This window comes from Streptomyces sp. NBC_00829, from assembly GCF_045161795.1.
In the GTDB taxonomy this organism is placed as follows: Bacteria; Actinomycetota; Actinomycetes; order Streptomycetales; family Streptomycetaceae; genus Streptomyces.
Window position 1 is genome coordinate 206361 of sequence record NZ_CP108867.1, and the last position, 22940, is coordinate 229300.

General features: G+C 67.4%; 18 protein-coding genes and 3 pseudogenes. 10 read left to right on the forward strand and 11 right to left on the reverse strand.

The genetic code is table 11. From position 1 onward, the window contains the following. Positions 1-59: 59 nt before the first annotated feature. From OG293_RS00835 to kdpF (OG293_RS00865), 7 genes are all read right to left on the reverse strand, one after another. Complete coding sequence (locus tag OG293_RS00835; RefSeq protein WP_405996786.1) at positions 60-743, reverse strand: response regulator; 684 nt, start codon at positions 741-743, stop codon at positions 60-62. A 98-nt stretch (positions 744-841) separates the two neighbouring features. Further along, entirely contained in the window at positions 842-1555 is a 714-nt protein-coding gene (locus OG293_RS00840; RefSeq protein ID WP_405996787.1) for a potassium-transporting ATPase subunit C, read from the reverse strand. An 8-nt stretch (positions 1556-1563) separates the two neighbouring features. After that, complete coding sequence (gene kdpB, locus OG293_RS00845; RefSeq protein WP_405996788.1) at positions 1564-3720, reverse strand: potassium-transporting ATPase subunit KdpB; 2157 nt, start codon at positions 3718-3720, stop codon at positions 1564-1566. Then, positions 3717-5381: a potassium-transporting ATPase subunit KdpA gene (kdpA, locus tag OG293_RS00850; protein ID WP_405996789.1), complete on the reverse strand. Its 1665-nt coding sequence runs from the start codon at positions 5379-5381 to the stop codon at positions 3717-3719. Before kdpA ends, kdpB begins: the two co-directional genes overlap by 4 nt. Positions 5382-5389: 8 nt before the next feature. Continuing rightward, positions 5390-5479: a K(+)-transporting ATPase subunit F gene (gene kdpF / locus OG293_RS00855; protein ID WP_405996790.1), complete on the reverse strand. Its 90-nt coding sequence runs from the start codon at positions 5477-5479 to the stop codon at positions 5390-5392. Between the two features lie 251 nt (positions 5480-5730). Further along, on the reverse strand, positions 5731-6477 hold the full coding sequence (locus tag OG293_RS00860) for a DUF4118 domain-containing protein (RefSeq protein ID WP_405996791.1): 747 nt from the start codon (positions 6475-6477) through the stop codon (positions 5731-5733). A 34-nt stretch (positions 6478-6511) separates the two neighbouring features. Next, positions 6512-6601 (reverse strand): K(+)-transporting ATPase subunit F, encoded by a 90-nt coding sequence (kdpF, locus tag OG293_RS00865; RefSeq protein ID WP_405996792.1) that lies wholly within the window; start codon positions 6599-6601, stop codon positions 6512-6514. A 261-nt stretch (positions 6602-6862) separates the two neighbouring features. Here kdpF (OG293_RS00865) and OG293_RS00870 point away from each other — a divergent pair, with 261 nt between their 5' ends. The 5 genes from OG293_RS00870 (at position 6863) to OG293_RS00890 (ending at position 13195) form a co-directional block, all read left to right on the forward strand. Beyond that, positions 6863-8743 (forward strand): APC family permease, encoded by a 1881-nt coding sequence (locus OG293_RS00870; protein ID WP_406003469.1) that lies wholly within the window; start codon positions 6863-6865, stop codon positions 8741-8743. A gap of 673 nt (positions 8744-9416) precedes the next feature. After that, complete coding sequence (locus tag OG293_RS00875) at positions 9417-10223, forward strand: SDR family NAD(P)-dependent oxidoreductase (protein WP_405996793.1); 807 nt, start codon at positions 9417-9419, stop codon at positions 10221-10223. 14 nt (positions 10224-10237) lie between these two features. Beyond that, a complete protein-coding gene (locus OG293_RS00880; protein ID WP_406003470.1) occupies positions 10238-10315 on the forward strand; it encodes a 50S ribosomal protein bL37 in 78 nt (25 codons plus the stop codon). A gap of 83 nt (positions 10316-10398) precedes the next feature. After that, complete coding sequence (locus OG293_RS00885) at positions 10399-11187, forward strand: GNAT family N-acetyltransferase (RefSeq protein WP_405996794.1); 789 nt, start codon at positions 10399-10401, stop codon at positions 11185-11187. A 76-nt stretch (positions 11188-11263) separates the two neighbouring features. Further along, the gene (locus tag OG293_RS00890) at positions 11264-13195 is read left to right on the forward strand and encodes an amino acid transporter (protein WP_405996795.1); all 1932 of its coding nucleotides are present in this window, start codon (positions 11264-11266) and stop codon (positions 13193-13195) included. Between the two features lie 262 nt (positions 13196-13457). On the opposite strand, the pseudogene OG293_RS00895 reads toward OG293_RS00890, so the two are convergent. Together OG293_RS00895 and OG293_RS00900 are read right to left on the reverse strand one after the other, a co-directional pair. Beyond that, positions 13458-14066 (reverse strand): annotated as a pseudogene (locus OG293_RS00895) (diaminopimelate decarboxylase family protein); the annotation flags it as partial. A gap of 14 nt (positions 14067-14080) precedes the next feature. Next, positions 14081-14437, reverse strand: coding sequence for an SAV_915 family protein (locus OG293_RS00900; RefSeq protein ID WP_405996796.1), 357 nt, complete (start codon positions 14435-14437; stop codon positions 14081-14083). Between the two features lie 287 nt (positions 14438-14724). Between OG293_RS00900 and OG293_RS00905 the strand changes: the two genes are divergently transcribed. Both OG293_RS00905 and OG293_RS00910 read left to right on the forward strand, forming a co-directional pair. Continuing rightward, a complete protein-coding gene (locus OG293_RS00905; RefSeq protein WP_405996797.1) occupies positions 14725-15258 on the forward strand; it encodes a universal stress protein in 534 nt (177 codons plus the stop codon). Between the two features lie 93 nt (positions 15259-15351). Then, positions 15352-16590 carry an IS4 family transposase gene (locus tag OG293_RS00910; RefSeq protein ID WP_405996798.1) on the forward strand — a complete coding sequence of 413 codons (1239 nt, stop codon included), beginning with the start codon at positions 15352-15354 and terminating at the stop codon, positions 16588-16590. A gap of 220 nt (positions 16591-16810) precedes the next feature. Here the strand turns inward: OG293_RS00910 and OG293_RS00915 are convergent. Further along, positions 16811-17808: pseudogene (locus OG293_RS00915) on the reverse strand (IS5 family transposase). A gap of 226 nt (positions 17809-18034) precedes the next feature. On the opposite strand from OG293_RS00915, the gene OG293_RS00920 reads away from it, so the two are divergent. From OG293_RS00920 to OG293_RS00930, 3 genes and pseudogenes are all read left to right on the forward strand, one after another. Further along, positions 18035-18496: a hypothetical protein gene (locus OG293_RS00920; RefSeq protein WP_405996799.1), complete on the forward strand. Its 462-nt coding sequence runs from the start codon at positions 18035-18037 to the stop codon at positions 18494-18496. Between the two features lie 203 nt (positions 18497-18699). After that, positions 18700-19114: pseudogene (locus OG293_RS00925) on the forward strand (transposase); the annotation flags it as partial. A gap of 537 nt (positions 19115-19651) precedes the next feature. Then, positions 19652-21427, forward strand: coding sequence for a reverse transcriptase domain-containing protein (locus tag OG293_RS00930; RefSeq protein ID WP_405996800.1), 1776 nt, complete (start codon positions 19652-19654; stop codon positions 21425-21427). A gap of 226 nt (positions 21428-21653) precedes the next feature. Here OG293_RS00930 and OG293_RS00935 read toward each other — a convergent pair whose 3' ends face one another. Continuing rightward, complete coding sequence (locus OG293_RS00935; protein ID WP_405996801.1) at positions 21654-22841, reverse strand: Gfo/Idh/MocA family protein; 1188 nt, start codon at positions 22839-22841, stop codon at positions 21654-21656. Positions 22842-22940 lie beyond the last annotated feature (99 nt).

Consider the following 22940-nt stretch of genomic DNA (forward strand, 5'->3'; position numbering starts at 1 on the left):
TTCTCGTGTGTGGTCCGACAGGTCTGTCCGTGGTCCCATGCCGCTTACGGCATGGGACGTCACGGCTCGAAGCGGTATCCCATACCGGGCTCGGTGATCAGATACCGGGGGTGTGACGGGTCCGCTTCCAGTTTGCGCCGCAGCTGGGCCATGTAGACCCGGAGATAGTTGGTGTTGCCTGCGTACGTGGGGCCCCAGACTTCCTGCAGCAGCCTCCGCTGAGTGATGAGGCGGCCTGGGCTGGTGATCAGGATCTCCAGCAGGTGCCACTCGGTCGGCGTGAGTCGTACGTTGCGATCGTTTCGCCGGACCTTCTTCGCGGCCAGGTCGACGGTGAACTCGTCGGTGGCGACCAGGACGACCTCGTCGGATTGCGCCGGCACATCGCGGCGCCGGGTCGCAGCCCGCAGGCGGGCCAGCAGCTCGTCCATGCTGAACGGCTTGGTCACGTAGTCATCGGCTCCGGCGTCCAGGGCCCGAACCTTGTCCTCCGAGACGTGGCGCGCAGAGAGGACCAGGATGGGTACGTGGCTCCAGCCTCGGACGCACTTGATCACATCTATGCCGTCCATGTCTGGCAGTCCGAGGTCCAGGAGTACGACGTCCGGACGGTAGTCGGCCACGACCCGGAGAGCGGTCTGACCGTCGCCCGCCGTTTCGACTGCGAATTCGCGCGCCTGGAGATTGATCTTGAGTGCGCGGACGAGCTGCGGATCGTCCTCCACCACCAGCACCCGGTTCATCGGTGTGCCGCCTTCCGGTCGTTTCCGGCAGGGGCGGGCGTCGACCGGGCGCGAACGTCCTACGCCCGGTCGACCACCCCTACCTGCACTGTGCAACATCAGGCCTTGGCCAGTTCCTTGAGCGCGATGTTGAGCTCCAGGACGTTCACCGTCGGCTCGCCCATGAAGCCGAGGATCCGGCCGTCGGTGTGGTCGACGACGAGCTTCTCGACCTGCTTGACGTCGAGGTGGTTCCGCTCGGCGACCCGGTGCACCTGGAGCTTGGCGTACTCCGGAGAGATGTCCGGGTCCAGGCCGGAGCCGGAGGATGTGACGGCATCGGCCGGCACATCCGAGGGCTTGACCTTGAAGCCGGCGGTGGTGTTGTCCTTGATCACCGCGGCCTTGGCAGCGTAAACCTGGGCGCAGAGCGTGCCCTCTTCGGCGTTGGCCGGGCACACACCGTTGACCGCGCCGTTGTCGGCCGACCGGTTCGTTGCTCCGGAGAGGATCAGCGAGTACTGGGTGTTGACGGTATTGCTGCCCAGACCGTTGGAGGGACGGGGCTGGAACCACTTCAGGTCCGGGGCCGCCGCCTCCTCCGCGTCGCCGGGGTTCTTCTTGGGCAGGTTGTAGGTCTGCCCGATCAGCGAGGAGCCGACGACCTGGCCGCCGGACTTGATCTCTGAGCCCTTGGCCTTGCCGGGGAACAGGCCCTGGGCCACGCCGGTGACGAGCAGCGGGTAGATGACGCCGCAGACCAGGGTGAGGACGAGGAGGGCACGGAGCCCCGCCCCGATCAACCGCGCGGCGTTGCCGATGGAGTTGTTCATGGTTGTCGTCACCCAATGCCAGGGATGAGGGAGATGAGCAGGTCGATGAGCTTGATGCCGATGAACGGGGCGATCAGGCCCCCGAGTCCGTAGATCCCGAGGTTGCGGCGGAGCATCCTGTCCGCGCTGGTCGGCCTGTACCGCACGCCCTTGAGTGCGAGCGGCACAAGCGCGATGATGATCAGCGCGTTGAAGATGACCGCGGACAGGATCGCCGACTCCGGCGAGGCAAGCTGCATGATGTTGAGCTTGTCCAGGCCCGGGTAGGCGACCGCGAACATCGCCGGGATGATCGCGAAGTACTTCGCGACGTCGTTGGCGATCGAGAAGGTCGTCAGCGCGCCCCGGGTGATGAGGAGTTGCTTGCCGATCTCGACGATCTCGATGAGCTTGGTCGGGTTGGAGTCCAGGTCCACCATGTTCCCGGCCTCCTTGGCGGCCGAAGTACCGGTGTTCATGGCCACGCCGACGTCCGCCTGGGCCAGCGCGGGCGCGTCGTTCGTACCGTCGCCGGTCATCGCGACCAGCTTGCCCCCGGCCTGCTCCCGCTTGATCAGTGCCATCTTGTCCTCGGGGGTGGCCTCCGCGAGGAAGTCGTCGACGCCGGCCTCCTCGGCGATCGCCTTGGCCGTCAGCGGGTTGTCGCCCGTGATCATGACGGTCTTGATGCCCATACGGCGCAGCTCGTCGAACCGCTCCCGCATGCCGTCCTTGACGACGTCCTTGAGGTGGATGACGCCGAGGATCCGGGCGCCCTCGCCGTCCTCGACGGCGACGAGCAGCGGGGTGCCGCCTGCCTGGGAGATCCGGTTGGCGAGAGTGTCGGCATCGCCGGAGATGACTCCGCCCTGCTCCTTCACCCAGGTGATGACCGAGCCGGCCGCACCCTTTCGGACCCTGCGGGCCACGCCGGCCTCGATGAGGTCGACGCCTGACATGCGGGTCTGTGCGGTGAACGGCACCCAGGTGGCGTGTGTCAGCTCGCCCTGGTGGCGCTCGCGCAGCCCGTACTTCTCCTTGGCGAGTACGACGATGGAGCGTCCCTCAGGCGTCTCGTCCGCCAGCGACGAGAGCTGCGCAGCGTCCGCGAGCTCGGCAGCCGTCGTCCCCTTCACAGGCACGAACTCGGCGGCCTGGCGGTTGCCGAGGGTGATGGTGCCGGTCTTGTCGAGCAGCAGCGTCGACACGTCGCCGGCGGCCTCGACCGCGCGGCCCGACATGGCGAGCACATTGCGCTGCACGAGGCGGTCCATGCCGGCGATGCCGATCGCGGACAACAGCGCGCCGATGGTGGTCGGGATCAGGCAGACCAGCAGCGCGACGAGCACGATCATCGAGGTCTGCTCGTCGGCGCCCGCGTAGATCGCGAACGGCTTCAGCGTGACGACGGCGAGCAGGAAGACGATGGTCAGCGAGGCGAGCAGGATGTTCAGCGCGATCTCGTTGGGCGTCTTCTGCCGCGCCGCGCCCTCGACCAGGTTGATCATCCGGTCGATGAAGGTCTCACCGGGCTTCGTCGTGATCTTGACGACGATCCGGTCGGACAGCACCTTCGTGCCGCCGGTCACCGCCGAGCGGTCGCCGCCGGACTCGCGGATGACCGGGGCCGACTCACCGGTGATGGCGGATTCGTCCACGGAGGCCACGCCCTCGACGACATCACCGTCGCCGGGGATGATCTCGCCCGCTTCGCAGACGACGAGGTCGCCGATGCGCAGGTCGGTGCCCGGCACCTGCTCCTCGGTCTTGCCGTCCTGGGCGAGACGTCGGGCGACGGTGTCGGTCTTGGCCTTGCGCAGGGTGTCGGCCTGCGCCTTGCCGCGGCCCTCGGCGACCGCCTCCGCCAGGTTGGCGAAGATCGTGGTCAGCCACAGCCAGCCGGCGATCGCCCAGCCGAACCAGTCGCCCGGGTCCTTGAGCGCCAGCGCGGTGGTGGCCACGGAACCGACGAGGACCACGAACATCACGGGGGACTTGATCATCACCCGCGGGTCGAGCTTGCGGATCGCGTCCGGGAAGGACCTGACCAGCTGCGTCGGGTCGAACAGACCTCCGGCGACGCGCCCGGCCTCAGGCTTGTGACCACTGGGCACGTCGCTGTGCGGCGCCCGGGTCCCAGTGACGGTGGACATGGCGTCCTCTTGCTTCTTTACGTCGGTGGTCATGACGCCAGTCCTTCGGCGAGCGGGCCCAGCGCCAGGGCCGGGAAGTAGGTCAGACCGGTGATGATCATGATGGTGCCGACCAGCAGACCCGTGTAGAGCGGCTTGTCGGTACGCAGGGTGCCCGCGGTCTCCGGGACCGGCTTCTGCTCGGCGAGCGAGCCGGCCAGTGCCAGCACGAACACCATCGGGATGAATCTGCCGAGCAGCATCGCGAGACCGATGGTGGTGTTGAACCACTGGGTGTCCGCGTTGAGGCCGGCGAAGGCGGAGCCGTTGTTGTTGGCGCCCGAGGTGTAGGCGTAGAGGATCTCGGAGAATCCGTGCGCGCCGGAGTTGGTCATCGAGTTCGCCGGGGTGTCCAGCGCCATCGCCGCGGCGGTGAAGCACAGCACGAGCGCCGGGGTGATGAGGATGTAGCAGGCCGCGAGCTTGATCTCGCGGGTGCCGATCTTCTTGCCGAGGTACTCGGGCGTACGGCCGACCATCAGGCCGGCGATGAACACCGCGATGATCGCCATGATCAGCATGCCGTAGAGGCCGGAGCCGACTCCGCCTGGTGCGATCTCGCCCAGCATCATGCCGAGCAGGGTGATTCCGCCGCCGAGGCCGGTGAACGAGGAGTGGAACGAGTCCACCGCACCCGTGGAGGTGAGCGTGGTGGAGACGGCGAAGATCGACGAGGCTCCGATACCGAAGCGGGTCTCCTTGCCCTCCATCGCGCCGCCCGCAGCCTCGAGCGCCGGACCGTGGCCCGCGAACTCGGTCGCCCACATCAGCAGCACGAACCCGACCCAGATGGTCGCCATCGTGGCGAGGATCGCGTATCCCTGCTTGACACTGCCGACCATCTTTCCGAAGGTGCGGGTCAGCGCGAACGGGATCAGCAGGATCAGGAAGATCTCGAAGAGGTTGGTGAAGGCGTTGGGGTTCTCGAAGGGGTGGGCCGAGTTGGCGTTGAAGTAACCGCCGCCGTTGGTGCCGATTTCCTTGATGGCCTCCTGGGAGGCGACCGCGCCGCCGTTCCACTCCTGGGTGCCGCCCATGAACTGGCCGACCTCGTGGATGCCGGCAAAGTTCTGGATCGCACCCGCGGCGACCAGCACGATCGCGCCTACCACCGAGAGCGGCAGCAGGATGCGAACGGTGCCACGGACCAGGTCGGCCCAGAAGTTGCCCAGCTCACCGGTGCGGGAGCGGGCGAATCCGCGGACCAGGGCCACCGCGACCGCCATGCCCACGGCCGCCGAGACGAAGTTCTGCACCGCCAGTCCGCCGGTCTGTACGACGTGGCCCATGGCCTGCTCGCCGTAGTACGACTGCCAGTTCGTGTTCGACACGAACGACGCGGCGGTGTTGAACGCCTGGTCCGGGTCGATCGAGGAGAAGCCGAGCGAGCCGGGCAGGCTGCCCTGGACCCGCTGCAGCAGGTAGAGGAAGAGGACGCTCACGGCGGAGAACGCCAGGACACCGCGCAGATAGGCGGGCCAGCGCATCTCGACGGAGGGGTTGGCGCCCACGGCCTTGTAGATCCACTTCTCCACCCGCAGTTGCTTGGTGGAGGAGTAGACCCGGGCCATGTAGTCGCCCAGCGGACGGTACGCCAGCGCCAGCGCGGCGATCAGCGCGAGCAACTGGAGCGCACCAGCGAGTTCGGGGCTCATATCCGTGCTCAGAACCTCTCCGGCTTGATGAGGGCGAGGACGAGATAGCCCAGCAGGGCGACGGCGACGATCAGGCCGACGATGTTCTCGGCAGTCACAGCTTCGCCACCCCCTTGGCGATGAGCGCCACCAGCGCGAACACCGCGATCGTGGTGACGACGAAGGCCACGTCGGCCATCGTGAGCTCCTGGATGAAGTGATGAGATGGAATCGGCCATGCGGCCGAAGATGAGCAAACCTCCTTCCCAGCCGGTGGTTAAGGGGCATTGACGCGGCCCATACGGACGCGGGAGAAGCTTTAACGCGTCTCTTGCGCCGGATGTGTTCCTGCTCACCCGGGAGCTGCTCGTCAGTCCGTGCGTGACAGTCCGGCCGTGTCCAGTGCAGCGCCGGTCTGGGCAGCCAGAGCCGCCGCTACGAGGCGGGCCTGCGACGAGGGCAGGGGGCCCGGGATCGGGTCGAGCATGAAGCGTCCGTAGTAGTGGCCGCCCCCGACGGCGCGCAGTTCGATCTCACCGCGCGGCCAGTCGTCGCGCTCCGTGTCCCAGGCGCGACGGCCGACCCAGACGCGGCCGTCGTGCTCCAAGCGCGGCGGGCGGCCCATCAGCATTCCGTGCTCGAAGCGACAGCCCCGAAGCCGGAGCAGGCCGATGAGCTCGCGCCGTACATGCTCGACGACGTCTTGTGGCGAGCCGCCCTCGGCGATGCGAGCGGTGTCCTGAAGACAGGCCAGATACGCGGCGTCGGTCACCACGGTGACCTGAAGACGCCGTACCCGCACGGCCAGCTGCGAGACGACGAGACCGACGATCAGGAGCAGGACGGCGGTCCCGATGTCGTCACGGTCGGTGATGGCGAACCGCTGGTAGGGCCGGGTGAGGAAGAAGTCGAACCAGGCGGCTGCCGACAGGGCGGCCAGTGCTCCGGCAGGCCGCGATCCGTTGGCGGCGACAGCCACCACCGCGACCACCAGGACCAGGGCGGCGTTGGTGGCGGAGAGGCTCGTTCGGAACGGCACGAGCGCGAGTGCGACGAGGAACGGTGCCATGACGGCCGCTATGAGAGCGATGCGGTCGTGCAGTCGATAGCCGGACATGTGATGCCTCCTGTCCGGAGGGTCCACGGTGAGTTCAGAACTTCTCGGGCTTGATCAATGCGGCCACGAGGTAGCCGAGCAGGCCCAGGGCGACGAGCAGCCCCACCACGTTCTCCGTGTTCATCAGCGTCCCTCTCCATTGGCCGCTGCCGGGCGGGTATCGCCCGCATCAACCCTTCCCTGCAGCGGCAGTGAAGCCGCGTATTCCAGCACCCTTTTGACGAAGCCCATACGCCTCCCGAGCTGCTGCGTCAGGAACGCATGAAGACTGTGGCGGCGGGCGTATGTATTCCGCCAAGAGTGCTTTTCAGCCGTCCGTGGCGATCCGACGCTGGCATCACTTTGGCCAAACGGAGGTCCGCCGACGATGTTGATCAACATACGAATGCCCGGCACCGGGGAACGACGCCTGCGTAGCGAGGAGCCGCCTGATACCGGGCCGGCGAACGCCCCGGACCAGCGGCCGGACACTGGTGAGCGGCACCGGCTCACCGCGCTCCAGGGCCTGTCCGCCCTGTCGCTGGACGCCATGGCGTCCGTCGCCTACGGGCCTGAGTCCATCGTGCTCGTCCTGGCCGCTGCCGGGGCGTACGGCCTGGGATTCACGCTCCCCGTCACCGTTGCTATTGCCACGCTCCTCGCGGTGCTGGTGGCCTCCTACCGTCAGGTGATCGCGGCGTTCCCGGACGGTGGCGGCTCGTACGCGGTCGCCAAGCGGCACCTGGGTCGGCGCACCAGCCTGGTCGCCGCTGCATCCCTGGTCCTGGACTACGTGCTGAACGTCGCGGTCTCGATCACCGCGGGCGTCGCGGCCCTGACGTCGGCGTTCCCCGCCCTCTACGGGCAGCGGGTGTGGCTCTGCCTGGCCGTCCTGGCCCTCGTCACGACCGTGAATCTGCGCGGAGTCGTCGACTCGGCCAAGGCGTTCCTCGTCCCGACCGCCCTGTTCGTGGGCTCGATCCTCGTGATGATTGTGGTCGGACTGTTCCGTGACGCGCCGGTCAGCACGGCGTCGGCCGCCGGACATGTGTCCGCGCTCGGTGAAGGCGCCACGGCCGTCGGCGCGTTGTTGCTGCTGAAGGCGTTCGCCGCAGGCTGCTCGGCGCTCACCGGTGTGGAGGCCGTGGCCAATGCGGTTCCGTCGTTCCGCGCCCCGGCGGCCCGGCGGGCCCAGCGCACCGAGGTCGCGCTCGGGGCGCTGCTCGGCGTCATGCTGGTCGGGCTGTCGGTGCTCATTGGCCGCTTCCACCTCCAGCCGGTCGAGGGCGTGACCGTCCTCGCCCAGCTCGCCGACGCCTCCTTCGGCCACAACCTGGCGTTCTACGTCCTCCAGTTCGCCACCATGGTGCTGCTCGCCCTGGCCGCGAACACCTCCTTCGGCGGACTACCGGTCCTGATGAGCCTGCTCGCCCGCGACAACTACCTCCCGCACGTGTTCGCGCTGAAGGCCGACCGCCAGGTGCACCGGCACGGCGTGCTCACCCTGGCTGCCGTTTCCGCCGCACTCCTGGTCTTCTCCGGCGGCAACACCAATACGCTCGTGCCTCTCTTCGCGATCGGGGTCTTCGTCGGCTTCACGATCTGCCAGGTCGGCATGGTCCGCCACTGGTACGAACAGCGGCCCACAGGATGGCAGGCCAAGGCAGCCCTCAATGGGCTGGGCGCCCTGCTGACCGGTGTCTCGGCGGTCGTCGTCACCGCCACAAAACTGACCGAGGGTTCCTGGCTGATCGTCCTCGCCCTGCCCCTGCTCGTCCTCGCTTTCGAGAAGGTCCACCGCGCCTACGGCGAGATCGGCGAGCGGCTGGAACTGGGCCGCATCCCGCAGGCCCCGCAGCGTGCGCGCTCCCTTGTCATCGTCCCCGTGTCCAGCCTGTCCCGGCTGACGTGCCAGGCCCTGACCGCGGCCCGGTCCCTCGGCGACGACGTCCTGGCCGTCACCGTCACACATCCGGCCCCCGATGACCGCGCAGCCTCCGAAGCCCTGCGCAGGGACTGGACGTTGTGGAATCCGGGGGTGGAGCTCGCCGAAGTCATGTCGGCCACCCGGTCCCTGGGTCGCCCGCTCTCCGCCTACGTGCAGAAGCTCGCGGAGAGCCACCCGGACGCCCAGATCACCGTACTCATCCCGGAGACCGAACCCGCCCACGTATGGCAGCGCCTGCTGCAGAACCAGCGCGGCTCCGTCGTCGCCCACGCGATACGCCGCGACACGACCGCGGTCATCTGCCGGCTGCGCTTCCGGATCACGGCCGGCCTGCGTTGACGTGCCCTTGGCGGCGCCTTGAGGGAATTCCGCACGCCGCCGTCAAGGATCCAGTAATTCCCCTGGCCTGCAGGGGAATTACCCATGGGGCGGGCGATACCTTGCTGCCCGTACCGCCGCCGGGGACCCACACAGTCGCATGACGACAGCCGAGGGGGCCCATGCCGACATACCCCGGCGGCGGCTCCCTCGTCGCGGCACCGTCCGCTTGTCGCCGCGCGTTCCGCCCAACCCTCACGAGAAGGCTTCCGCATGTCGTCCGCCGCTGCCCAGAAGACTCCCCCAGGTCTCGGGACTCCACCACACTCCCCGGGCACCAGGCCGCCCCGGCGCCGTTCCGGACATGCGAACGTCGACCTGCTTGTGTCCGCCGTCCCCGGCCTCGGATGAATCTCGTCAAGAGGTCATCAGGCAGTCGTATGCGTTCTTGAGACCGCGGGCCCGGACGAGTTGGATGGATGACGTGAACATCGGTCAGCGCCACGACGACCGGCCACCGCATCCGGTGCCGGCGGTCACGGGGCCTGTTCACCATCGGGCGCGCTAGCTCCCGTTGAACGCGACCGGCCGCTGCGGCCGGTCGACCCACACGTACCCCTTGGCGCGCTGACGCCGGTACGCGGACCCCACCTGTTTCGCATGGCCCTGCCATGCCTGTTCCCAGGAACCCTTGATGCCTGCATCTCTGTCCGGCCGGACCGTGCTGGTCACCGGCGCCACCACTGGAATCGGCTACGAGACCGCCCGTCGGCTCACCGAGCGCGGGGGCATCGTCCTGCTGCACGGCCGTACCGCCGAAGAGGCGCGGGCTGCCGCCGAGCGACTGATCGCGACCGCCGATGTCGAAGAGAACCGCCTGTGCACCCTCGCGGCCGACTTCTCGCATCTCGAAGAGGTCGAGCTGCTGGCACGCCGCGTCACCCTGGAGCACCCGCACCTCGATGTCCTCGTGAACAACGCCGCGATCGCCGCCCCCGAACGGCACACCGTCACACCCGACGGTAACGAACTCGCCTTCCAGGTCAACTTCCTCGCCCACTACCTCCTCACCAACCTGCTCCATGAAGCATTGACCAGCGAACCCGGAGGGCGGGTCGTCAACGTCTCGTCCTCGCTCCACCGCACCGCCTCCATCCAGTGGAACGACCCCAACCGGACCCGGCGCTACTCCCGCCTGGCGGCCTACGCCCAGTCCCAGCTCGCCCTCACGGTCTTCGCCTCCGACCCGCGGGTTACCGCCGTGTCCATCCACCCCGGCATCTGCGACACAGCCCTGCTGCCCCTCTACGGACTCGAGGGCTCCGCGGCCACCGAGGGCGCCGCGCACATCGTCCGGCTCTGCGATCCGGCTACCGAGATCGTCAACGGCGCCTACTACGACCGCGACCAGCGGGTCGCGCCGGCCGCCGCGGCCTCCGAAGAGCGCACGGTCAAGCGCCTGCATAAGCTCGCCGACCTGCTCGTCGGCTACCACGCCTGAAAGGAACACACGGCATGTCGAAGCGCGCCCGCAAGAAGAGGGCCCGCCGCAAGAAGAAAGCCAACCACGGCCGCAAGGCCAACCAGCGCTGACTCCCGCTCACCGCTGGTTTCCCAGGGGCGGTCCGGCCGGGGCCGGGCCGCCCCCCTTCTCTCTCGCCCTCGAGGTGCCCCCCGTGATCGAGCTCCCGCCTTCCCGTCTGCCGACCCTCGACCCGTGGTTCGCTACCGGGGCACCGGGAGTCGCCGCACTCGCCGAGCACGTGCTCGCCACAGGCAACGGCCGCTGGTGGGCCGACAGGGCAGTCGGGCCTCGAGTCATGGCCGTCTCGTGCGCGGAGCACGTTTTGCTGCGCGGTGACCCACAGGCCCTGTCCACAACATCGCTCGGTCCCTTCGCCTCCAGCTGTATCGAAGCCTCGGCCCGCTTCGTCCCGTCCTTGAGCGCCGCGTTCACTCGCCTCGATCCCTGGGAGCGCATGCTGTACGTCCGCCAAGCAGCACCTGTCCGGTCACGGCACGAGCGCGGAGTGACCGTGTGGCGTCTTGCGGCCGAGCACGCGCCGGCACTGGCCGCGCTCCGCAGCGAGGCCTCCTGGATCCACGCCACCTGGGGCGGACCCCTTGCGCTGGCGGACTCCAGGGCGGCCTGGGGCGCCTTCCGGCGCGGCCGCCTCCTCGCTGTGGCCTGTTCTTACATCCGCGGGAGCCGCTACGAGGACATCGCTGTCCTCACCGACCCCGAACACCGGCGGCAGCAACTTGCCCTCGCGTGTGTCAACGCTTTGTGCGACGACATCGAAGCCCGTGGCCGCGTGCCCAGCTGGACCTGCTCACGCCACAACCGCCCCAGCCGCCTCCTGGCATGGACCGCCGGCTTCCGTCTGCGGCACGAGTACGTCCACTACACCACCGGGATGTTCAGCGTTAAGAACGCATCAGAATTCGCACGAACACGGGCATAGGTGATCAGGATGCGTACGCTGGCTCAGCTGTCGTATCGATGGCCGGATCCACGCTGTACGACAGGAGCTTCCCACCATGGCCACCCCCACTCGCACCACTGGCCTGCGCGCGTGGCTGCTGGAAGGCCTGACCGACCGTACGAAGCAGCAGCCGCAGGCCGGCACCGAGCACCAGGGGCGACCCTGGTGGCGGGTTATGTGCCTGACCGGTCTGGACTACTTCTCCACCCTTGGATACCAGCCGGGGATCGCGGCGCTGGCCGCCGGTCTGCTGTCGCCGCTGGCGACCATCGTGCTCGTCCTGCTCACCCTGTTCGGCGCGCTGCCGGTCTACCGGCGGGTGGCGGAGGAGAGCCCGCACGGCGAGGGATCCATCGCCATGCTGGAGCGGCTGCTGACATTCTGGAAGGGCAAACTGTTCGTCCTGACCCTGCTGGGCTTCGCCGCGACCGACTTCCTGATCACCATCACGCTCTCCGCCGCCGACGCGACCGCGCACATGGTGGAGAACCCGCACCTCACCAGCGCCCTCCATGGTCATGAAGTCCTGATCACCCTGATCCTGGTCGCGCTGCTCGGCGCGGTCTTCCTCAAGGGGTTCGGCGAGGCCATCGGTGTGGCAGTGGTGCTCGTCGCGTCCTACCTCGCCCTCAACGTCGTCGTCATGACCACCGGCATGTGGCAGGTGATCTCCCACCCCCATGTCGTCACGGACTGGACCGAGGCGCTCACCGCGCAGCACGGCAACCCGCTGATGATGGTGGCCATTGCGCTCGTCGTCTTTCCCAAGCTGGCGCTGGGCCTGTCCGGGTTCGAGACCGGTGTGGCGGTCATGCCGCACGTCGAGGGCGCGCCGGGTGACACGGATGACAAGCCGGCCGGCCGTATTCGCGGGACGAAGAGGCTGCTGACCACTGCCGCCGTGATCATGAGTGTCTTCCTCATCACCAGCAGCTTGATCACGACGCTGCTGATCCCGGAGAAGGAGTTCGAACCCGGTGGCGAGGCCAACGGACGTGCTCTCGCCTTTCTCGCCCACGAGTACCTGGGATCCGCCTTCGGCACGGTCTACGACATCTCGACCATCCTGATCCTGTGGTTCGCCGGTGCCTCGGCCATGGCCGGACTGCTCAACCTGATGCCGCGCTACCTCCCCCGCTACGGCATGGCCCCGCACTGGGCACGCGCCGTGCGGCCGATGGTCATCGTGTTCACCCTCGTCGCCTTCCTGGTGACGTGGATCTTCAACGCCGACGTCGACGCCCAGGGCGGCGCGTACGCCACCGGTGTGCTCGTCCTGATCACCTCCGCCGCCGTCGCCGTCACCATCGCCGCCCGCAGGGCCCGCGAACGCGGCTGGGCTATCGCCTTCGGCGTGATCTCCGCAGTCTTCGTCTACACCACCGCCGTCAACGTCATCGAGCGTCCCGACGGTGTGAAGATCGGCGCCTGCTTCATCGCCGGCATCATGGGACTCTCGCTGCTCTCACGACTGGCCCGCGTCTTCGAGCTCCGTGTCACCCACGTGGAACTCGACGACATGGCGCAGCGGTTCGTCCGCGACACCGCCCATCGCACGATCCGGTTCATCGCCAACGAACCCGACAGCCGCGACATCACCGAGTACCGCGAGAAGGTCGAGCAGATCCGCGATGACAACGACATCCCACCAGGTGAGGACTTCCTCTTCGTCGAGGTCACGGTCCTCGACCCGTCCGAATTCGAATCTGGACTGCGGGTACGGGGCGAGGTACTGCACGGCCGCTACCGCGTACTGACTCTCGAGAGCTCGACCGTCCCCAACGCGCTCGCAGCCCTGCTGCTCCACGTGCGCGACGAGAGCGGCCAGCGGCCGCACATCTACTTCGAATGGACCGAAGGCAGCCCGATGGCCAACTTCCTGCGGTTCTTCCTCTTCGGCCAGGGCGAGGTCGCCCCCGTCACCCGCGAGGTACTGCGCGAGGCCGAAACGGACCGCACCCGCCGCCCACACGTACACGTCGGCTGAACGCCGCCGCACGGCGTGTCAAAATGCCGTCGGGGTCCCGGCGCATGCGCTCTGGGCGAGCAAGCAGGGAATTCTTCCTCCCACGACCTCTGCCTGGCGCACTGACCGTGGTGTACGCCGCACCGAGGTCGCGCTCGGGACGTCCGCCGTGGCGTTTGGCGCCGTCGGCCTGGTCATCGATGCCTGGTGGCTGATCGGCATCGGCGTATGGGGTCTATCGGCCCTGAGCAGCCTTCCGGGTTCACAGGCCGACGTCGCGGGCGCGGGCTATGGCGTGATGGGCCTGTCCGTCAGCGAGGGGCACGCCGAACTTCTGGTCGCCGGTTCCCGTACGGATCTTCGCGTGTCCGCCGGCAGCCACTCCCGGCACGACGCGGATCATGACTTTCTGGTGCCCTTCCGGCCCCACAGCGGCAGCCAGCCGGGCGATCTCGGACGGACTGTCGATGACGATCCGTCCGACACCCAGCCGCAGCGCGGCCTCAAGGTCGTGCGGTGATTTGGCGTTGCCGTGCAGCACGATGTGCTCGCCCGGGAACCCGGCCGTGACGGCGAGTTCGAGCTCGCCGGCCGAGCACACGTCCAGGCCGAGCCCTTCCTCCTCGATCCAGCGCACCATCGCGCGGGAGAGGAACGCCTTGGCGGCGTAGAGGACTTCGGCGTCCGGGAAAGCGTGCCAGTACGTTCGGTAGCGCTCGCGCACCTCGCCCTGGTCCAGGACGTATGCGGGCGTACCGAACCGCTCGGCGATCTCGGACAGGTCGACCCCGCCGACGGCCAGATCGCCCTGCGGCAGCCGAGTCGTCGAGCCTGGCCATACGGACAGATCGTCCTCGGCTTGAGGCTTGGTGACGAGGGCAGTGGTGGTCATGTCTCGGATCCTCCTCACGCGGCGCGGGTCGTGGTTCCGGTCGCCCCGAGCGGCGCGGCGGACCTGTTTTCGACGGCCGCCCGAACCGCTGGCGCGGTGAGCGTCGGGTCGAGCGTCAGCCGGGTCACGCCGAGCGGTTCCGCCATCGCACGGAGTGCGGGCTCGCTGAGCACGATCCAGGGCTGCTCGGTGCCGAGGGCCGCGGCGAGCAAGGCGGGGCTAGTGAAGCCGACGGCGGTGCGGGCACCCAGCGGCGTGCGGAACAGACGCAGCGCCGCCCGCCCAGGTCCCGGCCGGACCGGAACGCACAAGGGTCCGGCCGGGACCTGTTCTTCGGGCTCAGGGTCGTCGTCGTAGAGGAACAAACACATGGGAACCTCCCGGAGGAACCACGAGTGGTGGGGTCCCGGGTGCGGGGAGGCAGACCGGGACATGGCATCGAACCTATGCCCTGCCCGCGCACATACCCACGGTCCATGACGTCACCCTGACGCCCGCCGACCGAGTACTGACGGGTCACTGATGGCCGGTCTGCCGCAGCATCAGGATCACGTCAGGGTTTGCGCCTGCGCGTCAGAAGAACGTCAGCAGATCCACGCCCTCCGCCGGCACAGCGCTTCCATGGGAGAGCCAGGAGAGCGACAGGGCGGGAGCGGCGATGCACGAAACAGTGAACAAATCCTGCGGTCGAGTCGTGGTCGGCGTGAGTGGTGGCTCGTGCAGTCTCACTGCACTGCACCGGGCCGCCGCCGAGGCACGGATACGGGATGCGGAACTGTGGGTCGTGCTGGCGTGGCAACCCGTAGGCGGCCAATTCACCCGCCGTACCTCGCCAATGCCCTCCTTGTACGCGGGCTGCCGTTCTGTGGCCGTTGAGCGGCTGCGCGGCATCCTCGACACGGCATTCGGAGCCGTGAAGCCCGGTGTAACCCTGGCGGGCATGACCGTCTGCGGGACGGCGGGCGCCGCACTCGTGAATGTCGCCCGTCACTCGCAGGACCTTCTCGTCGTGGGCACAGGGAGGGGGCGGCTGCGGCGCTTATTGAGACCATCAGTTGCCCGCTACTGCTTTGCGCACGCGCCCTGCCCCGTGCTGACCGTGCCGCCCTCTCCACTCGAAGCAGATCTCGCTGCCGCACATCGGCGCAACGTCTGGCGGATCCCGCTGGACACACGAAAACTGGCCGAGTGACGACAAGGACGCGTGGACCCACGACACCCGCTGGACAGGCGAATCTAGACGCAATACCGGTGACTTTGGGGTTTTCGGGTCGTTGGGTGTGGTGTGCCAAGGCCCGGACAGGTGAAGTCGTCAGCAGGCGAGCGGTTGTCGGATCGGATCGCGATTGGGGTGCTGACCCGCGCGTTTCCGCCGGAGTTGGTGGACGAGGTGATCGCGGAGTGCGGTCGGGCCGAGCAGCGGCACAGGCTGCTGCCGGCCCGGGTGGTGGTCTATTTCGTGCTGGCGATGTGTCTGTTCTCCGGTCAGGGATATGAAGAGGTCGGGCGGCTCCTCACCCATGGGCTGGAGCGGATGGGGCGGTGGAAAGGGCCGTGGCGGGTGCCGACCACCGCGGCAATCGGCCGGGCCCGTCTGCGGCTGGGCCCGGAGCCGCTCAGGGGGCTGTTCACCAGGGTGTGCCGTCCGGTAGCGACCGAGGAGACGAGCGGGTCCTGGTACCGCCGGTGGCGACTGGTCGCGGTGGACGGCACCACCTTCGACCTGCCCGACACCGAGGCCAACGCCGCCTTCTTCGGGCGCCCCGGCGTCAGCCGCGGGCAGGAGAAGAGCGCCTACCCACAGGCGAGGGTGGCCGCGCTGGTCGAGTGCGGCACCCACGCGGTCTTCGCGGCTGAGACCGGGCCGCTGGCCGTCCATGAAACGGTGCTGGCCCAGCGCCTGTTCAGCTCGCTGACGCCGGGGATGATGCTGCTGGCGGACCGGGGCTTTCACGGCTTCGACCTGTGGCGGGCCGCCGCAGCGACCGGCGCCGACCTGCTGTGGCGGGTCAAGAATGATGCCGTCCTGCCCATCCGGGCCTTGCTGGTGGACGGCTCCTACCTCTCGGAGATCGTCGCCGCCAGGGACAAGAACCGCCGCGCGGACCCGGTCAGGGTCCGCGTTATCGAGTACACCCTCGGCCGCGACGGCAGCGGCACGGTCTACCGGCTGATCACCACCGTCCTGGACCCACGGGCCGCGTCGGCCACATCGCTGGCCGCGCTGTACGCCCAGCGGTGGGAGATCGAGAGCACGCTGGACGAGATCAAGACCCACCAGGGCGGGCCCCGCCTCGTCCTGCGCTCCCAGCACCCTCGCGGGGTCGAGCAGGAGATCTTCGCCTTCCTGCTGGTGCACCACGCACTGCGGGACCTGATGCACCAGGCCGCACGGCAATCGGACCAGGATCCCGACCGGATCTCCTTCACCCGCACCCTGCGCATCATCCGCCGCCATGTCACCGACCAGGCGGCGTTTTCCCCCCTCCCGGCTGGCCCGCGCACTCACAGCGGCCCTGCGTGAGATCCGAGAACGCCCCCTGCCCCCACGCCGATTGCGCTCCAGCCCCCGCGTCATCAAACGCAAGATGTCCAACTGGAAACTCAAACGCACCGAGCACCGCAACCCGCCCCGGCAGGACACCCCCACAGTGACGCTGGTCGGACCGACCAAGACCAAACCGACCCGCCGAGAAAAAGCCTAAATCACCGGTATTGCGTCTAGGGCCTGTGTGATGGCGTGATCAATCGGCTGCTTGCAGGAGCTCTCCGAGCCAGATCATCGAGGCGCGCAGTTCGAGGCCGGCGAGATAGCTCTCGGGTGTCTTGTCGAAGCGTGTGGCGATGCCGCGCCAGTCCTTGAGCCGGTTGATCAGTCGCTCGACGGTGTTGCGATCACGGTAAAGACCGGCGCCGAAAGGACGGGGCGGCCGCCGCGGCTTCCCTTCTTCTTGCGGTTGGCGGCCTGGTCCTTCTTCTCCGGGATGACCGCCTTGATGTGGCGTCGTCACAGGTGGGCGCGGTTGGCGCGGGACGAGTACGCCTTGTCCGCGGCGACCGCGCCCGGCCGGGTACGGGGCCGACCGGCAGACGGACGCGGATCTTCTTCAGCACGGGGACGAACTGGGCGCTGTCCGCGGCCTGCCCGGCGGTCAGAACGAACGACAGCGGTCGGTGCTTGCGGTCGGCGGCAAGGTGAATCTTGCTGGTCAGTCCGCCGCGGGACCTGCCGAGCAGGGCTTCTTTCAGACGGAGCCGGTATCGGCGGCGGACGCGTCGGCGTTCGGCACGCCCGGGCTCGTTTCCTCCGCCCCGCCCGTTCCGTTCCGCCTCATCGCCCCCTTTTGCCGGGCCTGTTCCTGCTCGGCGGCGGATTCCTCAAGGGCCTCCATGACGTCCTTGCCGACGAGCATCCCAGCGGCGTCGTGGTGAGCGCGGACGGTCGTGGAGTCAACGCTGACCAGGGATAAGTCTGTCTTGCCCTGGCGGGCGGCTCCGGCGATCAGGCCCTCCAGCAGGGCGCTGAAGACCCCGGCGTTCCTCCAGACCCAAAGCGCCCGTAGACGGTCGGCCAGGGCCCGAACACACCGGGCATCTCACGCCACTGCGCACCCTCCCTGAACCGCCAGATCACCCCCTCGAACTGATCCCGCAGCCGCTCGGGGCAGGGGCCGTACTCACCTATCGGCAGAAACGGCTCAATCAACTTCCACTGCTCGTCGACCAGTTGTCTGCGCGTCACGACCGTCTTCCAAGCGGATCCAGATCCGCAAAATTGATCACGACATCACACAGGCCCTAGCACGCGAAGCAGGGACCAGAGCAGGAGCTGCGCCACTGCTCAGTCCGCCCCAGGAATGTCTCGGCTACCCCGCATCCACCAGCCGATGTGCCTCCACGCCGCCCACCTGGACTACCCGCAAGGGCGCCTGGCATGATGCGCCCTCACATATGCCTAATGGGGGGCCATGTACATCCGCATCACCCTCGCTGCCGCGACGGTTCTCATGCTCACCAGCTGCGCTGGCTCGAATAGCGGCGAGGATACCGACAGCAGGGCCAGCTCGGTCAGCAGCCGACCGACCGCCCACGACAAGGCGAGCGACGCCGCGGCGCTGGAGAAAGCCGTGCGCGACTACACCGCCGCCGTCTACAGCTCTGATCCGGACACTGCGTATGGATTGTCGTCCGAGCGCTGCCGGACAAGGACTTCCAAAGCGAGGTACGACGTGCTCATCGAGCTGATGGCAGAAGACGTCGGCCATCGCACAGTTCAGTCATTCACCTTGGAAGAGATGTCCGGAGACGCCGCGCACGTCTCCTACAGCATCGGCCTGCCCAACCTGGACCCAACTCATGAACCCTGGATTCGCGAAGGAGGCAAGTGGCTCTTCGACGGCTGCACATCCGTACCCGGATCCCCGCCATGACGTCACCCCGAACCGAAAACCTCAGTAGAGTGCGCAGTCATAAAAGCCACAGGCCGACCAGTGACGCCGGTGTCAGCCGGTGCCGGCGACGCCCGCCAAGACGAGCGCGGCCCGGTCCCCGTTCAAAAACCAACGCCTCTCGCGGGGACCGTTGAACACGTCCCGGGGGCAGGGGCAGGTCGGCTCCATGCTGTCCTGCTGACGAAACTGCGGCGGCGAAGCAACTGGACTGGTCCCGGGCGGTGATCGACTCCAGCCACGTGAGGGCCGCTCGGGGTGCCCAAAAAAGCGGGCCAAGCCCGGTCGACCGCGCACGTCCGGGCAGCGAGCACCACGTCCTCGTCGACGGGCAGGGCATCCCGCTCGCCCGTGTCGCTGACTGGCGGAAACCGCAACGACATCACCCAGCTGATGCCTCTGCTTGCCAAGATTCCGAACGTTCCCGGTCTGGTCGGGTGACCGCGACGACGACCCGACACGCTGCTCGGTGACCGCGGCTACGACCACGACAAATACCGCCGCCTCGTCCGGGCACAGGGCATCAAACCGGTGATCGCTCGGCGCGGTGTCCCGCACGGTTCCGGCCTGGGTGTTCACCGCTGGGTCGTCGAGCGCACCATGTGCGCCACGAGGCGCTCTGTTTGTATCCCCGGCTCAGCCGGGAGGAACTCGGAAGGAGGTTTCTGGGCCGGATGACTTACCTGGATCCGAAAGGTGAAGGGGACAACAGCATGTCAGAAAACCAGTGACCGGGCTCAGTTGTCAGAGACGGTGTGCTGGGCGGCCCGCGCGATATGGCGAAGACTGGATTGTTTGAAGCCCAATCTCCAGAAGATGCAAGTTCCCATCCGTCGGAAAGACGACTGAAACCGGCGCCGTGCTCTGCCCTGGATTCGAAGGTTGTCCGGTGCACTTCCGGAGCTCGGAGCGATCTCCAGCGAGGACATTCAAGGAGATGAGTGGGACGCCTGTGTCGCGCTAGAACGTACAGACAGGGACGAACGTGGGATCGCCTACGGGATGCGAGTCCTATGGCGACGGAGGCCCCGTAGTAGTCGCCGGAGTAACGACCGGTCAGGGAGGACGGGAAAGCCGTCCACATCGGGCGAAGGGGGCCAGGTGATTTGGACACCACAGAGTCGGGAGGTATGCGTAATGCAGAGCGCCAAAACGGTGCTGGGTGTCCTGCGTGAACGCGGCAGGCGTGGCCTGCCGTGCAATGAACTGTTTCGGCAGCTGTTCAATCCGCAGTTGTATCTGCTGGCCTACGGGCGGATCTACGCCAACCATGGTGCGATGACACCCGGGGTCACGTCGGAAACCGTGGACGGCATGTCGCAGCGGAAGATATACCGGATCATCGAGGCGATACGCCACGAGCGCTACCGCTTCAAGCCGGTCCGGCGCATCCATATCCCGAAGAAGAACGGGAAGATGCGTCCGTTGGGGCTGCCGACCTGGTCGGACAAACTCGTCGGTGAAGTGATCCGCCTGTTATTAGAGGCGTACTACGAGCCAACGTTCTCCGACCGATCTCATGGGTTTCGTCCCCGCCGTGGCTGCCATACCGCTTTGCGGGAGGTGGACCACACCTGGACCGGGACGTCCTGGTTCATCGAAGGGGACATTGCCGACTGCTTCGGCAGCCTGGACCATCAGGTGCTGCTGTCGATCCTCGGCGAGAAGATCCATGACCAGCGGTTTCTGCGGCTGGTGCGCAACATGCTCAAGGCCGGATACCTGGAGGACTGGAGATGGGGTGCCACGCTCTCCGGAGCGCCGCAAGGCGGAGTGGCCTCCCCGATCTTGTCCAACATCTACCTGCACAAGCTGGATGAGTTTATCGAGACAGTTCTGATTCCGGATTACACCCGAGGGAAGCGCCGGGCCCGAAACCCGGCCTACCTGGAGTTGCAGAATCTGCTGGCGAAAGCCCGCCGGCGCGGCGACCGGGTCCAGGCCCGCAAGCTGCGTCAGCGGATGGTCAGCCTGCCGAGCGCGGATCCCGACGATCCGGCATACCGCAGACTGCGCTACATACGCTACGCGGACGATCACCTCCTCGGTTTCACCGGACCGAAAGCCGAGGCCGAGCAGATCAAGCAACGCCTGGACCAGTTCCTGCGCGACGAACTCAAGCTGGAGCTGTCCCAGGAAAAGACGCTGATCACTCATGCCCGCACCGGGGCAGCGAGGTTTCTCGGCTACGAGATCACGACCCAGCACAACGACACGAAGAAAACCGGCCGTTACCGTCGGATCAACGGCCAGATCGCTCTCCGCGTCCCTCAGGACGTGATCAAGTCCAAGTGCGCCCCCTATCTCGCCCGCGGAGAACCCGCGAAGAAGACAGCCCTGATCAACAGCAGCGATCATGCGATCGTGGCGACCTTCGGGACCGTTTACCGGGGCGTTGTCCAGTACTACCTGCTCGCCGGAGATGTCTTCCGGCTGCACCGGCTGCAATGGGTCACGTCCATGCTCAAGACCCTTGCCGCCAAGCACCGTTCGTCAGTGTCGAAGATGGCCGCCAAGCACAAGGCCAGAATTGACACGCCCAACGGGCCCCGGGTGTGCTTCGAGGCCCGCATCGAGCGGAAGAACAGGAAACCACTGGTGGCACGGTTCGGTGGGATTCCCCTCCAACGGCAGCGAGCGGCAGAACTCGCCGACCGCGAGCCGGTGCGGGTGGACTATCCGCAGAAGGAACTCATCGCGAGACTCCTGGCGGACACCTGCGAGATCTGCGGAAGCAAGGGCAATGTGCAAGTGCACCACGTCCGTGCTCTCGCCGACCTCGCACATGCCGGATGGCAGCCTTCCGACTGGGCACGCGTCATGCTTCACCGACGACGCAAAACGGTCGTGGCCTGCGACGTCTGCCACGACCGTATCCATTCAGAACGGCCAGCCCGATCACTCACGCCGTAGTCACTGGAGAGCCGGATGACCGGGAAACCGTCATGTCCGGTTCGGCGGGAGGCCGCGCGGAACAGGACTCGCCCCACGGCGAGCACCTCACCGCGCGGCCGACCCAACCGGCTGACTCATGCTCCAGCGCCGCCTGGCCAACCCACCAACGGCAGATTCCAGGATGAAACAACAGGAGAATACGACCTCTGAACGCCCACTGGAAACACCAACAGGGCAGAGGTGGTCAGACGCGTATCTGCCCATCGTCGAAATAGCGGATCAGCTCCGGGTCGAGGGGCGGGACGTCATAGGGAGTGCCGCCACCGCGGAGCGAGCGGGTGGCCAGCACCCCGGCCGCAACGGCCATGCGTGCTGCCACAGGACTGGTTTCGGTCCGCCCGCCCTCCCGCACGAAGCGCAAGAATTCGTCGACGATCAGCGTGTCCGCACCGCCGTGGCCGCCCTTCGCCTCGGGGATGCGATAGTCGATATCGGCCTCCGCGCGGTATTCGCTCGGCCCGGTGTTCCACACCTTGACGATGTCCCCGGGAGCGTCGCCGATGTTCTCCAGTCGGCCCTCGGTGCCGATCACGGTGTAATTGCGCCAGTAGTCCGGGGTGAAATGGCACTGCTGGTAGGTGGCGATGACGCCGTTGTCCAGGCGCATGTTCATCACCGAGACGTCCTCGACGTCCACCAGGTGGTTCAGGTCGCGGTGCTCGGTGGGGGGCCAGGTGAACTCGCGTAGCCAGTTCTCCGGGCGAGGGGTGCCGGGCGCGCGTCGCGGCAGGTCTCCGTAGAGGGTCAAGGCACCCATGGCGTTGACCCGTTGGGTGTAGCCGTTGACCAGCCAGTGGATCACGTCAAGGTCGTGTGCGGCCTTCTGCAGCAGCAGGCCGGTGGTGTGGGTGCGGTCGGCGTGCCAATCCTTGAAGTAGTAGTCGCCGCCGTAGGACACGAAGTGGCGTACCCACACGGTCTTCGGTTCGCCGATGACGCCCCTCGCGATGATGTCGCGCATCAGCCGGACCACTCCCATGTGTCGCATATTGTGGCCGACATACAAGCGAGTGCCGGTCTCGTACGCGGTGCGCAGAATGGCGTCGGTCTGTGCCACGGTGATGCCGAGCGGCTTTTCCACGAAGGATGGCACGCCTGCCTTGAGCGTGTCGCAGGCCACCTCCTCGTGGGTGTCGTCCGGCGTCAGCACCAGGACGGCGTCCAGCTCGGCCTGCGCCAGCATCGTCCGGTGGTCGGGGAAGATCTGCGGGTCGTCGAGGTTGGGCGCGATCGCCGCGGCTGCGGCGGCATCGGTGTCCGCCACAGCCACCACCCGCGCGCCCCGGCCGGGCCGGTGCGCCTCAAGGGCGACGCTGCGGCGCAGCCCGGCGCCTATGACGCCGATACGGAGATCAATGGCGGACTCGGACACAGGCACACATCACTTTCCGAAACTGGGAGTTGCAAGGGTGGACGGGCCGGCGGGCGGACTGGGCATCCGCCCGCCGAAGCCCTACAGGTTGGTCGTGGG

Coding starts and splice junctions, on each gene's coding strand:
- OG293_RS00835 (WP_405996786.1), bottom strand. CDS start 743: ATGAACCGGGTGCTGGTGGTGGAGGACGATCCGCAGCTCGTCCGCGCA.
- OG293_RS00840 (WP_405996787.1), bottom strand. CDS start 1,555: ATGAACAACTCCATCGGCAACGCCGCGCGGTTGATCGGGGCGGGGCTC.
- kdpB (WP_405996788.1), bottom strand. CDS start 3,720: ATGACCACCGACGTAAAGAAGCAAGAGGACGCCATGTCCACCGTCACT.
- kdpA (WP_405996789.1), bottom strand. CDS start 5,381: ATGAGCCCCGAACTCGCTGGTGCGCTCCAGTTGCTCGCGCTGATCGCC.
- OG293_RS00860 (WP_405996791.1), bottom strand. CDS start 6,477: ATGTCCGGCTATCGACTGCACGACCGCATCGCTCTCATAGCGGCCGTC.
- kdpF (WP_405996792.1), bottom strand. CDS start 6,601: ATGAACACGGAGAACGTGGTGGGGCTGCTCGTCGCCCTGGGCCTGCTC.
- OG293_RS00870 (WP_406003469.1), top strand. CDS start 6,863: ATGCCCGGCACCGGGGAACGACGCCTGCGTAGCGAGGAGCCGCCTGAT.
- OG293_RS00875 (WP_405996793.1), top strand. CDS start 9,417: ATGCCTGCATCTCTGTCCGGCCGGACCGTGCTGGTCACCGGCGCCACC.
- OG293_RS00880 (WP_406003470.1), top strand. CDS start 10,238: ATGTCGAAGCGCGCCCGCAAGAAGAGGGCCCGCCGCAAGAAGAAAGCC.
- OG293_RS00890 (WP_405996795.1), top strand. CDS start 11,264: ATGGCCACCCCCACTCGCACCACTGGCCTGCGCGCGTGGCTGCTGGAA.
- OG293_RS00900 (WP_405996796.1), bottom strand. CDS start 14,437: ATGTGTTTGTTCCTCTACGACGACGACCCTGAGCCCGAAGAACAGGTC.
- OG293_RS00905 (WP_405996797.1), top strand. CDS start 14,725: ATGCACGAAACAGTGAACAAATCCTGCGGTCGAGTCGTGGTCGGCGTG.
- OG293_RS00920 (WP_405996799.1), top strand. CDS start 18,035: ATGTACATCCGCATCACCCTCGCTGCCGCGACGGTTCTCATGCTCACC.
- OG293_RS00930 (WP_405996800.1), top strand. CDS start 19,652: ATGCAGAGCGCCAAAACGGTGCTGGGTGTCCTGCGTGAACGCGGCAGG.